The sequence below is a fragment of the Enterobacter cloacae complex sp. I2 genome, from assembly GCF_014896205.1.
Lineage (GTDB): Bacteria > Pseudomonadota > Gammaproteobacteria > Enterobacterales > Enterobacteriaceae > Enterobacter > Enterobacter quasihormaechei.
Genome location: NZ_JADBRA010000017.1, coordinates 98,888 through 114,060, shown reverse-complemented (window position 1 = coordinate 114,060; position 15,173 = coordinate 98,888). Strand labels below are relative to the sequence as shown.

The 15,173-nt window shown below is 52.3% G+C and carries 11 protein-coding genes and 4 pseudogenes; 6 read left to right on the top strand and 9 right to left on the bottom strand.

Annotated elements, in window-relative coordinates; genetic code table 11:
- Positions 1–37: 37 nt before the first annotated feature.
- The 5 genes and pseudogenes from IM300_RS15930 to IM300_RS15910 all read right to left on the bottom strand — a co-directional run bounded on the left by IM300_RS15930 (position 38) and on the right by IM300_RS15910 (position 3,407).
- Complete coding sequence (locus IM300_RS15930) at positions 38–268, bottom strand: DUF905 domain-containing protein (protein WP_193037311.1); 231 nt, start codon at positions 266–268, stop codon at positions 38–40.
- Between the two features lie 794 nt (positions 269–1,062).
- A pseudogene (locus IM300_RS15925) lies at positions 1,063–1,322 on the bottom strand (DNA polymerase III subunit theta).
- Between the two features lie 165 nt (positions 1,323–1,487).
- A complete protein-coding gene (locus IM300_RS15920) occupies positions 1,488–1,679 on the bottom strand; it encodes a hypothetical protein (RefSeq protein ID WP_193037309.1) in 192 nt (63 codons plus the stop codon).
- Between the two features lie 41 nt (positions 1,680–1,720).
- Positions 1,721–2,224, bottom strand: coding sequence for an antirestriction protein ArdA (locus IM300_RS15915; RefSeq protein ID WP_193037307.1), 504 nt, complete (start codon positions 2,222–2,224; stop codon positions 1,721–1,723).
- A 403-nt stretch (positions 2,225–2,627) separates the two neighbouring features.
- Positions 2,628–3,407: a hypothetical protein gene (locus tag IM300_RS15910; RefSeq protein WP_193037305.1), complete on the bottom strand. Its 780-nt coding sequence runs from the start codon at positions 3,405–3,407 to the stop codon at positions 2,628–2,630.
- Positions 3,408–3,968: 561 nt separating this feature from the next.
- Here IM300_RS15910 and IM300_RS15905 point away from each other — a divergent pair.
- The 3 genes and pseudogenes from IM300_RS15905 to IM300_RS15895 form a co-directional block, all read left to right on the top strand.
- Positions 3,969–4,304, top strand: a pseudogene (locus IM300_RS15905) (SOS response-associated peptidase family protein); the annotation flags it as partial.
- Positions 4,305–4,481: 177 nt separating this feature from the next.
- A complete protein-coding gene (gene umuD, locus IM300_RS15900) occupies positions 4,482–4,904 on the top strand; it encodes a translesion error-prone DNA polymerase V autoproteolytic subunit (protein ID WP_193037303.1) in 423 nt (140 codons plus the stop codon).
- Entirely contained in the window at positions 4,904–6,175 is a 1,272-nt protein-coding gene (locus tag IM300_RS15895; protein WP_193037301.1) for a Y-family DNA polymerase, read from the top strand. The genes umuD and IM300_RS15895 overlap by 1 nt, the downstream gene beginning before the upstream one ends.
- A 1,279-nt stretch (positions 6,176–7,454) precedes the next feature.
- On the opposite strand, the gene IM300_RS15890 is transcribed toward IM300_RS15895, so the two are convergent.
- Together IM300_RS15890 and sopA are read right to left on the bottom strand one after the other, a co-directional pair.
- A complete protein-coding gene (locus IM300_RS15890) occupies positions 7,455–8,435 on the bottom strand; it encodes a ParB/RepB/Spo0J family plasmid partition protein (protein ID WP_193037299.1) in 981 nt (326 codons plus the stop codon).
- A complete protein-coding gene (gene sopA / locus IM300_RS15885; protein WP_193037297.1) occupies positions 8,435–9,601 on the bottom strand; it encodes a plasmid-partitioning protein SopA in 1,167 nt (388 codons plus the stop codon). Before sopA ends, IM300_RS15890 begins: the two co-directional genes overlap by 1 nt.
- Positions 9,602–10,117: 516 nt before the next feature.
- On the opposite strand from sopA, the gene IM300_RS15880 reads away from it, so the two are divergent.
- Together IM300_RS15880 and IM300_RS15875 are read left to right on the top strand one after the other, a co-directional pair.
- Positions 10,118–11,047, top strand: a complete 930-nt coding sequence (locus IM300_RS15880) for an Rpn family recombination-promoting nuclease/putative transposase (RefSeq protein ID WP_193037295.1) — start codon at positions 10,118–10,120, stop codon at positions 11,045–11,047.
- Between the two features lie 771 nt (positions 11,048–11,818).
- Positions 11,819–12,808 carry a RepB family plasmid replication initiator protein gene (locus tag IM300_RS15875; RefSeq protein WP_193037352.1) on the top strand — a complete coding sequence of 330 codons (990 nt, stop codon included), beginning with the start codon at positions 11,819–11,821 and terminating at the stop codon, positions 12,806–12,808.
- Positions 12,809–13,100: 292 nt separating this feature from the next.
- Here IM300_RS15875 and IM300_RS15870 read toward each other — a convergent pair whose 3' ends face one another.
- Complete coding sequence (locus IM300_RS15870) at positions 13,101–13,841, bottom strand: site-specific integrase (RefSeq protein ID WP_193037293.1); 741 nt, start codon at positions 13,839–13,841, stop codon at positions 13,101–13,103.
- Between the two features lie 324 nt (positions 13,842–14,165).
- Positions 14,166–14,551: pseudogene (locus tag IM300_RS22685) on the bottom strand (phage integrase family protein); the annotation flags it as partial.
- A 20-nt stretch (positions 14,552–14,571) separates the two neighbouring features.
- On the opposite strand from IM300_RS22685, the pseudogene IM300_RS22765 reads away from it, so the two are divergent.
- Positions 14,572–14,691, top strand: a pseudogene (locus IM300_RS22765) (hypothetical protein); the annotation flags it as partial.
- Positions 14,692–15,173: the final 482 nt, after the last annotated feature.

Genomic DNA, 15,173 nt, shown 5'->3' with positions numbered 1-15,173 from the left:
CCCTGCGGAGTGTCAGCTCCGGCAGGGCATCTCTTTCTTACTGCGGCTTACGGATGCCGTAGTCGCGGATATAACGGTTGAGCCAGTACGTACCGTCCGGCTCGAAGTTCCACGTGCGCCAGACCATCTCCCCGTCCTTACGCACGACCAGACGAAAATGCGTTCCCTGATCGTCCTCTATCGTCACGTTGGCGTACTGCGCCACGACGGCCTCAGCCTGTTCGCGGGTAAAGGTGTCGTCAGGTAAAACCGCCACCGCCTCGCTCATTTCAAACCTCCTTCTGAACCTGTTTTGCCCTTAAAACCCGTCACCCGTTGAGTTTCGGGAGCCGCGGTTTTGACGTTTTGCGGGAGCCTGCTGAACCATCCCGGGGATAAAACACCTCACCCGTTTGAGAACCTTCGCCGCAGGTGCGTAAACGCCACCGGCCGAGGCAGATGTCCTGGGTGAGCGGGAAATTTATTCCGGTCTAATGGAGCAAGGCGTAATGGCCGGGAGAAATTTATTGCGAAAGGCTGCGCCGTCCCTGGACAGCCAGGAGGACTGTGGGGTTATCAGCACCCGGAGGAGGGACTCAGACGGGAGAGAGAAAATCCGGACGATGAGCAGGGGCACGCCGCAATGACGGGAAGCCGCGCGCGGCGAAACGGCGTTGCCCCCTACATGGCATCGATGCAGTTTGTGTTATCGATGACATGCCGGAAGCGCAGGAAACGGCGCGACTGAGCGGCGCAGCCGGAACGGCTGCTGCAAGCGTGGTGTTGCGTCATGGGATGGAAACCCGCTGGCCTGGCGGGACCGCAGGGAGCGGAAGGCCCGGGCAGAGACGGCGCAGCTGGCTCTGTGCGAAGCATGACAGCCCGCCCGGACGCCCGCGCAAAAAAAAAGCCAGGCAAGCCTGGCAACAGTAAAGATTGTTTTCCGATATAGTTATACAGGCCGCACCTGTTAAAAAAACTATATCTGATAAGCACCTGAAATTCAGTCGCTCCTTTTTGAAAAATTCTGATTTTTCATTAATCCGACTGGACGAAGCTTAATACTTAGCATCGTAACAGAATTCATTTTCCCTTACCGTTGGCTTCAGCCATTTCGATATACCTCGGGTCGTTTGCGTTCGGCAGCTGCGTGCTGAGCTGGCGATAATGACGCACCCGCTCCATAAAATACTCTCTCAGATGCTCAGGCTGCTCTCTGGCCATAACCTCAGCTACAACCGGCTGGTTCAAAAGCTCCTTGTATGCCACTCCAGAAGCCACCAGGCCACGGCGACTTTGTCCTGCTCTTCTTTTGATTTGGCTGCAATGTTGAACTGAGACACTGAAAACTCCAGAGGAGAGGAAATGAGCGACCAGTGTACGCCTGTCCTGTGCAGGGGAAAAGACGGGCAGCGGCGCGAAGCACGGCGCATGTCCTTCCCCCGCAGGCGCTAGCCTGCAGGGTTTTGCGCGCGGGCTGACAGGCGGCATCACCGCCTGCCTGAGGATCACTCCCCCTTTCCGCCCTGCAGGATGAAGTGCCCGCCGATATACACCGCACACTGGCAGGTCATGTAGTAACAAATTTCATCAACCACCTGCGCGGTGGTCAGCTCCCGCTGGCCGGAATCACGACGGCGGGCATTAATCAGGGCCTTGTACTGGCGCAGGATGTCACGGGTCTGTGGATCGAGTTTCATGGATATCTCCCGACAGGCAGGGTCCCCCCTGCCCGCCATTATCAGTTGCCGAATACGTAGCCGTCGACGAACACCAGGCAGCCGTTGAACAGATCGCGCGCATACGCCCCGTAGTCAAAATAGCAGCGCAAATTTTCAGGTACGGAAGACAGCAAATCGTGCTCATGCGCGTACTCGTATGCATAGTCCTCCTCGCTCTGCGCCTCGCCCCGATATGCGTCATCGAAAGCGTCGTAATCGCATTCGCCGGTGTATTCAGCCCAGGCGATAAAGGCCGCGTCCCTGCCCTCCTCCTGCGCGCGCCTGTACGCCTGAATAAAATCCCAGTCGACGGAAGATTCAGAGGCGAACTGTGACGGAATGCCCTCCCAGTCCTGGAACATCAGCTCCGGGTCCTGCTCGCCTGCATGCAGCTCGTGACAGGCCTCTATAAAGTCCTCTTTCGAGTCAAATTCGGTCAGATCAAACCATTTTCCGAAAATGCTGCCGCAGTTGTATTTGTGGTACGTGCCAACGTACACAGCCGGGGTTGTGGTAGTGCTCATAAAAAATCCTCCATAGTCGATGTCGTCTGAGTTCCGGCTTACGCCGTGCCGACACGACAGCCCGACGAAAAGCGGAGAATGCAGGGGCGCCACCGGAGGCCGCAGCGCAGAAAAACAGCCGGAGCGGTCTGGAAGGTTATCGAGCGAATATTGAGCGAGAGAACGACGGGAAGAACGGCGACGAACATCAGAAAATAACTGCGACCGGGCGAGGATGGCGGCGAAGCGCACCTTTGCAGTCGCAGCGGTCGGGCCAGAGTAGAGGCACGGCGTTAGCCGCAGGCCGCACGAACGTCACTCACTGCGCGGCCGCAACACCGTGGAGGTCGCGCCGGTACAGCGGAGCACGCGACATCCTTTTTGCATACCTGAAGTCATGCGGGGCACGCGCCCCGCATCACCGTCAGATGCCAGGCCGAAGCGAGGAGAGAGCCCCCAGAAGCGCCTGCACTTCCTCTCTGGCTTCGCGCACCGCCACGCGCAGCCAGCTACGGTCAAACCACCTGCGCACGGGCAGTCCGTCCCTGCGCCATGCATACCGGACGGTTTTCTGCGCGAGCATCAGCCCACGCGCCTCAATCTGGATCAGAATCGTGCGGTAGGTGATATTTCCGTCGAGGATAGCGTGCAGCAGCGTGTCGACGGCCTCGTTATCCCAGGTGTAGGCATCCTCCTCCGGCTCATCCTCAACGACGCGAAGCGTGAAGTTGCGGGTTTTACGGCAGACAAGCAGACGGTTGTCAGAGGGAGAAAATGCTTCCAGCACGCGATAGCCCGCCGCCGCCACACAGCCGCAGACGTGATTGATTTCAGCCCGCAGCGCCTTCAGCAGTATCACGGCGTGGCGCTCGCTCAGCCCGTCAGGTGAATCGTTGTACTCCAGCGAAATTGTGCCGCTGTGCGTATACTGGCGACTCAGCCTGTTTGGGTACAGGCGAACGCTCAGGTTACTGCCCGCAACTTCATCGACGAGTTCGCGCATGTTGCGATCGTCCATCAGGCCGCGCAGGGCAATTTCAGGGAGAATGTGAACCAACTGCGCCGCCGTCAGGGAGCCGTAGAACGCCACGCCGTCGCCCTGCGAGTAGCTCAGGCGGGTCTGAATATCCATATCTTCTGGCCAGCCGCGCGCGATGAGGGTGTTTCGGGTGTGGCGGTGAATGAAACGGTATGCGGTACTCATGACGATCTCCTTTCTCAAATGCGGCACCCTTTGCGCCGTGCCGATACGACAGCCGTGCGGCAGCGGCAGAGACAAGGGCGTCACCGAAGCCGCAGCGCAGTAAAAAAGCAGGAGCAGGCTGGACGGTTTGACGGCGAAAATTGAGCCGGAAAACGACGGAAAGACGGCGGATAATGCCTTTGAAATAAACTGCGACCGGGTGAGAGTGACGGCGCCAGCTTCCCTTTTCTCTGACGCAGCACGGCTACAGTTGAGGCACGGCATTTCTGCCTAAGGGGGCCAGAATTGCATGTAATTATCTGCTGATAATCTTTGCCCTACAAAATGCAGGGTGTCTGCTAAAAATGGCTAAATCCGCTTACTGGTTAAAGCAGACCTGACAGTAATTGGATAGGTCCTCTCTGTGCCAGGAGCGGACTGTCAATTATAAGGTCTAACTGCAAGAGCTTGGATATTTGTATATTGAGTTTATAAGGAGACGATGAGCTGTAACCTTGGATAACGTTTCAACCATTGCTTTGTAGTGACCCGTTGTTTGAATGAGTCCAGCAAAACGGTGTTAAACAGCCGTTTTTTATTTATCGAAAGGACGGAAATCCCCTCCTGCTTGCGGCCATTGGCAAACAGCCGTTTGAGAACGGCAATAACCAGGAAGGATTCCTGATCGTCACAGCGGCTGCGGATGAGGGACTGCTGGATATTAATGACAGACGACCGATCGTCTTCTCGCCGGATGCCGCACGTAAACGGCTCAGCGAGAACACTACCGGTAAAGTGGCGGAAGAGATTGCACGCAATGGCAGCCTGCCCGCCGATGACTTCACATGGCACCCCGTCAGCTGGGAAGTTGGAAACCCGAAGAATCAGGGACGGGAAATCATTGAACCTCTTAGGTAGAGACCATCGCATACCAGACATCCACTCAAAGGGTATGCACCGTTTCTGTGGATAACCCTGCACCTCTTTTATCTGGCAGAACAACCACATGCCAGGAACAAGTAAAATTCTTCTTGCAGGACGGGAGATTTCTCAAATAATACTGTATATAAAAACAGTAATTTTAAGAGGTATCCCATGATTGTTTTCGTCTCTCCAGCTTCTGAGCCGGCACTGTTCACAGCCCCGTTATTCACTGAACGCTGCCCGGCCGGATTTCCCTCGCCGGCTGCCGACTATACGGAAGACGAACTCGACCTGAATGCCTACTGCATCAGCCGCCCCAGCGCGACCTACTTTGTCCGGGCCATTGGTGATTCGATGAAGGATATGGGCCTGCATTCCGGCGATTTGATGGTCGTCGACAAGGCCGAAAAACCCCGGCAGGGAGATATTGTCATCGCGGAAACAGACGGTGAGTTCACTGTTAAACGCCTGCAGCTCACGCCCCGCATCGCCCTGCTTCCAATGAATCCCGCCTACCCCACGCTTTATCCTGAAGAACTGCAGATATTCGGCGTCGTCACGGCCTTTATCCATAAAACCCGGGGATCAAGCTGATGTTTGCGCTCGCAGACGTGAACTCCTTCTACGCCAGCTGCGAGAAGGTATTCCGGCCGGATCTGCGGGACAAGCCTGTCGTCGTGCTCAGCAACAACGACGGCTGCGTCATCGCACGATCGAAGGAAGCAAAGCGGCTCGGCATCAAGATGGGCGTGCCGTGGTTTCAGCTAAAGAACGTGCAGTTCCCCGAGCCGGTCATCGCGTTCTCCAGCAACTACGCCCTGTACGCTTCCATGTCGAACAGGGTCATGGCGCACCTCGAGGATCTGGCGCCGCACGTCGAGCAGTACAGCATCGACGAGATGTTTCTGGATATCAGGAGCATAGATGGCTGTATGGATTTTGAGGATTTAGGGCGCCAGCTGCGCGAGCACGTGCGAAGCGGAACGGGGCTGACTATAGGCGTGGGGATGGGGCCAACTAAAACGCTGGCCAAATCGGCGCAGTGGGCATCCAAAGAGTGGCCACAATTTGGTGGCGTTCTGGCCCTGACCACTGACAATCCACGCCGGACGGAAAAGCTGCTTTCGCTGCAGCCGGTGGAGGAAATCTGGGGGGTTGGCCGCCGCATCGGTAAAAAACTGAATACGTTCGGCGTAACAACCGCACTCCAGCTAGCGCGTATGAATCCGGCCTTTGTGCGAAAAAACTTTAACGTGGTGCTAGAGCGAACCGTGCGCGAGCTGAACGGAGAGGCCTGCATCTCCCTGGAGGAGGCGCCTCCTGCTAAGCAGCAGATAGTCTGCAGCCGTTCGTTTGGGGAGCGTGTTACGACCTATGAATCCATGAGGCAGGCCATATGCCAGCATGCGGAGCGCGCAGCTGAAAAGTTACGTGTTGAGAAGCAGTACTGCAGGCACATTTCCGTGTTTGTGAAAACATCCCCGTTTGCGGTCAATGAACCCTACTACGGTAATCTTGCCAGTGAAAAGCTGCTGACTCCCACGCAGGATACGCGCGACATTATTAATGCTGCAGACAGAGTGCTGGATCGTATCTGGGTTGATGGTTATCGGTACGCGAAGGCGGGCTGCATGCTTAATGACTTCACGCCGACGGGTGTCTCGCAACTGAACCTGTTTGATACTACGCAGCCACACAGCAACAGTGACAAACTGATGAAGGTTCTGGACGGTATCAACCATTCAGGGCTGGGGAAAGTGTGGTTCGCCGGAAGGGGAATTGCGCCTGAGTGGCAAATGAAGCGGGAGATGCTTTCTCCGGCATACACGACCAGGTGGTCCGATATACCCAGAGCATCAATTTGAGTATCCCATGAAATTCTTCATTTTTGTCTAGCCGTCCCAAGCGTATTAGCTCATTACCTTCGGCACTTAATTTTATGCAACGGGATCTATAGCTCTGCATCCAATTAAGTAAGAAAATTATGAATTTTTACTTACCTTGTGTCAAAAAAGTTAACTGGCGCAGTGAGTAAAGATATACGTGATCTATTGCCCACTGGAGATGATGAGCAGCATATCTGGGCCCTAAGGAATTTTAAGAATCCTAAAAACTAAAAGAGAAGTTTTAACAAATCTGGATTGCCAATAAGCGGTATAAATGGCGTGCCTTGCACGATTGGGACCATGGTCCCAGCCCGTGTTTACAGCAGTAATATCCGTCAGGACTGAGGCCCCGTTGAAATAAATGGCATACCAGCCGGCAGTGGGACCGCGGTCCCAGTCGCGCCAAAGATTTTCAGGTCGAGCGCTCCCAACAGTATTAAACGCCGTACCGTCCGGAAGTGGGACCATGGTCCCAGCCCGTCGCTGGCAGCAGGGACATCCGTCAGAACTGCGGCCCCGGTGGAAATAAATGGCATTCCGGCCGTCAGTGGGACCGCGGTCCCACTGGCACCAAAGACGATCAGGTTGAGCGATCCCAACAGTATTAAACACCGTGCCGTCCGGAAGTGGGACCATGGTCCCAGCCCGTCGCTGGCTGGCAGTAATATTCGTCAGGACTGAGGTCCCGGTGAAAATAAATGGCATTCCGGCCGTGAGTGGGACCGCGGTCCCACTGGCACCAAAGACGATCAGGTTGAGCGATCCCAGCAGTATTAAACACCGTACCGTCCGGAAGTGGGACCATGGTCCCAGCCCGTCGCTGGCAGCAGTAATATCCGTCAGGACTGAGGTCCCGGTGAAAATAAATGGCATACCGGCCGTGAGTGGGACCGCGGTCCCACTGGCACCAAAGACGGTCAGGTCGAGCGATCCCAGCAGTATTAAGCACCATGCCGTCCGGAAGTGGGACCATGGTCCCAGCCGTCGCTAACAGCAGTGTCATCCGTCAGGACTGAGGCTCTGTTAAAAATGAATGGCATACCGAGGGGTTTCATTAAAGCGGTGCTCAGCCAAGGTAGTGATCATCGCTGTATTGGATCCGTAGCGGGTAAGGAGCGGGATTGTGGAGAGAACATCTTAACTATATCGATACTGAGGATACTGCATAATGCTGTTCGATATGATGCTCCCCAAACAGCATTTACAGATTATAAAATGTGCCTAGCAGAAAGATTAGGGATATAACTTTCTAATCTGATTACGAAGTTTGTCTGTGTTGTAGTTCTCGAAGAATACCTTCAATTTTCTCAATGCATTCTGGTGGTAAGCGCGTCTTATCTAGGTTCAAAATAACTTTGTCACCTTTATAGATAGCCGATGCCCCTGGAACGAACTGATGCCGGGTATTAAGTTTAACTTTTTCTTTGGATGAATCTTTCAATATACCGGTCAATAAGCCAATTACTTCATCTGCTTCAAAGATAACACCAGCGTCCTTCTGTTCATGAAGATGCTCAGTTTGCTGTTGTAGTAACTCTTCTTTTCCAGTGAATGCCTTGTACAAAGACTCTCCGGCACGGGCAGAAAGTTCACCCGGGTGGGTAAACAGTGCAATAACAGATTTTGGTAATCGCGAGGTGTTTATGCAGCGCGAGATGATCTTGCGGGAAATGTTTTCTGACTCAGCAAGAGCAGAAACATTTCCGCCAAATTCAGTCTCGAGCCGATATGCGTATCGTTTACCACGTTCATACGAACTGGTAGGCCGATAGTCATTACCTAATCGAGACAATGCCGACATTTGTTCATCATCAAGATCCCCGACCAGAATTCGGTAATCCGATGATGTGAGGATGGCGGCTTTGCGACGACGGCTGCCATCTGCAACTTCTATGATCCCAGATAAGCGACGTCCAAAAGCTGGAGTCTGTTGACCACTCAACAAAAAGGAGGGGATCAGGTCATCAAGGGCGTCTTCTGTAAGTAGTTCCTGATCGCGCTCATTACCGGACCATACCTGGGTGGCATTTTCGGCAGTATCGCCTGGAATCGCCTCAAGGGTGAATTTAACCTCTCGACCACAGACCGGAAGTATAATCGAATTTCCGCGGGCCATAGCACCAACCCGGGCAATTAAAGAATCTACCATCGGTGCTGCAGGTGCCGCAGAAGTTGGCTGTACTGGTTCTGAAGGTGGATTTTTGACAACATGTTTTGGAATAACAGGTGCGCGTTTCATTATCTGATCTCCCAGCGAGGTTTAATTAGGCGATCGAAAATCTCATTACATACAGGCTCCCATATAGCAAGCGCATTTCTCCATGCGCCAGTAGAAGAACGCTGGTCAATGGCCTGCTCAAAAACAGTTCTCATACGGATCTGACCTTTACCAACCTCATCGGTCTCACGTACCACATTTTTAAGAACCATACCTCCCCATGCATCTCGAATCTGCTCTTCCATCCACGGAGACTGTGAACCATTGTTATTGCTGTACTTGGTAAGCAAAATTCTGACGTCAGGCTCAAAGCCCTGCAGATCGACGTTTTTTAGAAGATCGCGCAGCATGTCGAAAAATTGCAGGGCTGATGTGTAATCGAATAATTCGGCTGGCGTCGGAATGATAAGAACATCAGCAGCGCACACTACATTGATAGTGCCTATGCCAAGGTTTGGCGCACTGTCGATGACAATAACATCATAATCATGAGCAACCGTCTCTATAGCGAGTCGGAGCATCATATGGGGTTCGGTAGGCAGTTTCCCATCATCATACCGCCCCATAAGTTCTGTTTCGATACGGTGAAGGGCAAGGCATGAAGGGATGATATCAAGTCCCGGCCAGCAGGTAGGTTTTACCGCATATGACGCATCATCACGCTCACCAAGATAGAAGGGCAGTAAAGTATCTTCGGCATGAATATGCAAATCCGGAACCCATCCGTGATACATGGATGCGGTACCTTGTGGATCATTTCCTTCTACAAGAAGAACACGGAGTCCTTTCAGAGCGAGGTCCTGAGCCAAATGGACAGATACAGACGTTTTATAGACTCCACCTTTATGTGCAGCCACACCAATGACCGGGGGAACGCTTTCATCTGGTCGACGCAAGCGTGTACCGAAAATATCCCGCATATGGTTAATTTGTTCAATGGTGTAACCGACTCTCTGTTCAACGCGTCCGCGCATTTCCATATCAGGGTGGGGAAGGCGGCCTGCTTTTTCAGCATCCCGAATAGCCTGAGATGAAACACCAATTAGATCGGCTGCTTCACCTACACGCCAGCGACGCGTAATTTTTCTTGCCTCAGGGCTATCATCATTGAACTGAGCAACTGCAATAGCTTTAGTCATTTCATGTCCGGCAGCTATGCACTGATCAAGAGTATCCATCAATCCCATTGTATATTCCTTGTACTTAACTTTGCATCATTATATTAAATCTTGATAAAAAAAGCAAAGCAACACAAAAATTGCAAACCTATGCTAAAAGTGCAAAGTTGGTCAAAAAGTAAGGTTTTAGAAAGGTGTGAATGGCAATGCAAATACACCTGCATCACACAGTTAATTAAAATGGTTGCCACATTAAGCACGCACCTCTCGTTAGACAGTACTAATGAATTACTTGTCTGGATAATGCATAAAGGGAAACGCAAAGAAAACAGATAACCCATAAGCAGTTGACCATCTTCAGCCAGAATTCGCCTACTAAGATGCTGGCAGGCTTGCTGCTATCAAAGGAAAAGATCAAGACGATGTATTATGTGGAAAGTATCGACCAGTCTAAAGCGCAAAGAAAAGAAGGGGACCGACCACCCCGGAACAGTCCCCTAAGGAATGGCAATTCCTTTCACCGTAAATACTGGCTTTTTTCGAGCTGTGATAACATATTCGGGTCATTTTTCAGAGCCAGGGCTGATGAAGAAGAAAAACAGCACACCCACTCCTCACGATGCCACGTTCAGGCAGTTCCTGACGCAACCAGATATTGCCCGGGATTTCATGGAAATTCATCTGCCCGCAGAAATGCGAGCTGTATGCGATCTCAGCACACTGAAGCTGGAATCCGGCTCGTTCGTTGAGGATGACCTCCGCCAGTATTTTAGTGACATCCTTTACAGCCTGAAAACCACGTCAGGTGATGGGTATATCCATGTGCTCATCGAGCATCAATCTTCCCCTGATAAACACATGGCTTTCCGCCTGATACGCTATGCGGTGGGCGCCATGCAACGACACCTGGAGGCAGGGCATAAAAAACTGCCGCTTGTGATACCGGTGCTGTTCTATTCGGGTAAGCGCAGCCCGTATCCTTATTCCACCCGGTGGCTGGATGAATTTGACGATCCGGCGCTCGCAGGAAAACTCTACAGCAGCGCTTTCCCGCTGGTAGACGTTACGGTTATTCCGGATGATGAAATCGCTGGCCATCGCAGCATGGCCGCCCTGACCTTACTGCAAAAGCATATTCACCAGCGGGACCTGGCAGAACTGGTTGACCGGCTGGCGCCCATCTTGCTGGCCGGATATCTGTCTTCATCACAGGTAATATCGCTGGTACACTATATAGTGCAGGCAGGTGAAACATCAGACGCCGAGGCCTTTGTACGCGAACTGGCACAGCGTGTGCCGCAACACGGAGACGCACTTATGACCATCGCACAACAGCTTGAACAGAAAGGCATCCAGAAGGGTATCCAGCTAGGCAGGCAAGAAGGTCGCAATGAAGGCAAGCTGGAAGGTAAGCTGGAAGTTGCCCGTACCATGCTGCAGAACGGCATCGACCGTATGACTGTCATGAAAATGACCGGTCTGACTGAAGACGACCTGTCCCAGATCCGCCACTAATCACCCTTTCCTGGCACTCCCTGTCTGACCATCAGTGAATACTGGTGAGACGGGGAGGCATCAGATTCAGCTCTGCCTGCCAGCCACAGCGCTTAAACAGCTTCATCACTCCCCGTCAGCAGTTGTCGTCAAATGTCGCTCATACCCGCATTAAGCGGCAAAGCATTCTGAGAGTCCATTAGAAGAGGCATAAGGGTATTTCACGCCATATGATCCGATTATCCTGTCAGAGTCACCCTGTAGCCAGAATATAAGTAGTGCTCGCCGCAGCCGTGTGACCGAGCAGCGCGAGCGAACTGGCGAGGGAGCGCAATATCATCATTGCTAAAATGAGCTGGTACGCGTCGGTGTCAGAGCAAGGAACATACATAACTTATCGACTTACTTCAGAAGGTTATCCACATATACAGTCCTTCGATCCAGCAATAAGATCCTTAAAGCGATCCTTTTAAGATCCAGAGAAGATCCCCGGATCGCTATAGAGCGCGTCAGCTCTGTTCCTGGGGGATGATCACATAAGCTGTAGCATGATTAACATAAGCTGTAACTGGTATACAATAAACTGTATCATGCAAAGGATATGCTGTAATGAGTCTGGAACATAAACTACAGTAAGTATGCAGTCCTGAAATTTACCCAGAGTTGTATATGACATGAAGCTACCTGCACCGGGCCTTACAGGCTATTACAGGTCAGCAATCATCATTCTTATTCTTTACTTTTCCACCGCTCGGAGGTTATCTGGACAAGGACAATCTGGACATAAAAAAACTGTTTGAAGAGGTGGATAAATCCTCCGGCGAAATAGTTAACCTCACGCCTAATGGCAGTAACACGGTCCAGCCTGTGGCGCTGATGCGGCTTGGTGTTTTCGTTCCCACGCTCAAGTCTCTGAAAAACAGTAAAAAGAATACGCTTTCACGTACGGACGCTACGGAAGAGCTGACGCGTCTTTCCCTTGCGAGAGCTGAAGGGTTTGATAAGGTCGAGATCACAGGCCCACGGCTTGATATGGATAATGATTTCAAAACCTGGGTCGGGATCGTTCATTCCTTTGCCCGACATAAGGTTATCGGCGATAGAGTAGAACTTCCGTTCGTCGAGTTCGCTAAGTTATGTGGTATCCCCTCAAGCCAGTCGTCCCGTAAACTTCGGGAGCGCATTAGTCCCTCGCTTAAACGCATTGCGGGCACCGTGATTTCCTTTTCCCGCACTACCGAAAAGCACACCAAAGAGTACATCACTCATCTGGTTCAGTCTGCCTACTACGATACGGAGAAGGACGTGGTTCAGTTACAGGCGGATCCGCGTTTATTCGAGCTTTATCAGTTTGACCGCAAAGTACTTCTGCAGCTCAAGGCTATCAATGCCCTGAAGCGCAGGGAATCCGCTCAGGCACTCTATACCTTTATTGAGAGTCTTCCGCGGGATCCGGCTCCCATCTCGCTGGCGCGCCTCCGGGCCCGCCTGAATCTGAAATCTCCGGTCTTTTCCCAGAACCAGACGGTAAGACGTGCCATGGAGCAGCTTCGTGACATTGGATACCTGGACTACACAGAGATCCAGCGCGGCCGGACAAAGCTTTTCTGTATCCACTACCGACGTCCCAAACTCAAGGCACCCAACGATGAAAGTGCGGAGAACCCGAAACTGCCGGCGCCGAAGCGGGATGTAAGTCCGGAAATGGCTGAAAAACTGGCTGTCCTGGAAAAGCTGGGTATCACGCTTGAGGATCTGGAGAAACTGTTCAAAACATCCTGAACATAAGCTGTAGTGAGTAATCTCATTTGTGCTACTCACCACAGCTTATATTACTGGCTCCGGAGAGTAAGTTGCTCACTATAGTTTATATAAGCTGTGTCGAGACAGCTCCTGCCAATGTGTCTATACAGCTTGTCAGAAAGCTCTTTTCTCCGGTCTGAGCATCATTTGGCTCGCAGCGGCAGATCCTCCTCAGGATAGTTTTACTCACCGCAGCTTATGTTGCTCACTGTAGTTTATCTCCCGGGCGTGCTGCTAACCATAGCTTATGTAATTGTGGTAGATACTAAGGTCATTTCAGTGGCGGCAGTGCGCGTAAAATCTCAGCTGCATCACGCCCGTCTCCGGTAAACGGCACGGCCAGCGTGGCGGCCATGTCCAGCGCAAATACCCGTGTATACACCTCCATCGAACGCGGATCCTTGTGCCCGGCCAGAGCCTGAATAACTTTCCTGGGCTGCCTGTGATAAAGCATATGCATGATATAGCTGTGGCGGAACGTATGCGGCGTAACCGGAATAGAAAAATGTACCCCGTCTTCTCCGGCCCGCTTTACCGCCTGCTTCAGCCAGTTGCGCATGGTTTCATCGGTGACAGCCCACAGAGACTCGCGTCGCCGGGGCCGGGTGGTTACCATCCAGCTCTCCATCTGTCGCACAAAATTTCCGTCCGTCAGCGGAACTAGTCGGACCTCATCTTTTGGCGGGCGCCCGCGGCGCGCGCGCACTTTTTCTGACAGAACCCGCACAAAGGGTCTCAACCCGTCCAGATCAAACGACTCCGGGGTGAGGGTTCGTGCTTCCCCGATACGAATGCCGGTGTTCCACATGCTGGCAAACAGCATGTGGTGGCGCTGATCGGGCATATAAAAGAGGAGGGCGCTTACTTCAGGCGCCAGCAGGTAAGCCGGTGTGGCACCGGTTGAGGTGGCCATCCGGCGGAGTGCGACAGCTGTCGCAAAATCAACTCCCGGGGCAATCTGCAGCAGGGAGACGCGTTCTGGTGAATTCTGCAGGGGAATGACGTTGTTCATCAGCTAATTTTCACGTAGCGCACGCACTGTTTATGAATACAGTTATTCTGAACTGCAGGGCACGATCCTTCCATCACAATAAATCGCAGCGAAAGGATCCTTTTGTTGTCTTATCCTGCATTATTGCGGGTAAAGCCAAATGCGTAAAGGATCACTTTTCGGCCCTGATCCACCACGAGGTCAGTGATGCCGCGGCCTGAGGGGAATTTTACGGTTTTTGGGAGAAATGGAGTAATGCCAGGACAAACGGGAACCGAGAAAAAAGCGAAGAAACCGGAAAAGGGGAAGGTTCACTACGCAAAATCAGGCATGGCACACCGTCAGTCAATTCGTAATAGCACCTATCCATTGTGCGATCGCATCACCCTCAGGCATCTGTAAAAGTACCCTATGCCTTGCTGCGACATCTAGTTAGCAGCACCTTTAGCGGAATGCCTGCATACAGCCGTGTGTAGTGTCACTGGTACAGAAAACATTAGCCCGTCGGCCGCGACGACCCACAGCTTCGTTGAGCCAGGTCCGTACGGTCCGATCTGTTACCTCCCAGATGCGCGCCTTCTCAGATCAGTTTTGCTGGTGCGCTTATTGCGCCTCTCCTGCGGGATTTTCAGCGTGGCTACTATCATCTCAAGCTGGCTGGCATAGTTCTCATTGGGAAGCGGTATTAACCAGTGAGCCTGACTGCTGGCGGGCGCACGGCCGGTCGTTTTAGGTGGTGATGCTCCTGGTTCGGACGCCGATCGGTCCGAACTACACGGCGATTGCCGGGCACGCCATCGCCGCCGGTACCGTGCTGGTGACCAAGAATGTACGAGAGTTTGAGCGGGTGCTGGGTGATTGTGTGAAGTAACGTAGTCAGGCTGCCATCCGGCGACCTGATAAATCCACTTTTTCCAGCGGGGCGGCAAGTTGCCACATGATGTCAGACCAGGGAATTGTACGGTAACTTCTCTCTGTAAGGAAAGCAGCATAATCCTGATGCCAGAACGTCTTGAGTACCAGTCTAATGAATTTATACTGCCCCCGTCATTTTTAAGACAATACATCAGCAATACCTGTTCCTATCGGTGATTGGCTTTTTTGAGATGGATTTCCTAAGGGTTCGCAAGATGCGGGAACGAGCAACTGTTTAAACTCAGGATAATAATTAGGGCAGCCCTTACACCTGCTGGGAGTAATATTTTTTCGCATGTTTAACTCTTTTCTTCTCACAGCTTATTTGGTGTGCACTACTTTGTCAGGTGCTTCAATTTTATATTTGTATAGCCGCTTTGCAGGATTTTGTGTGAGTGATTTATAAGCGGACTGGATCTTCAGCATACAGATAGTGAT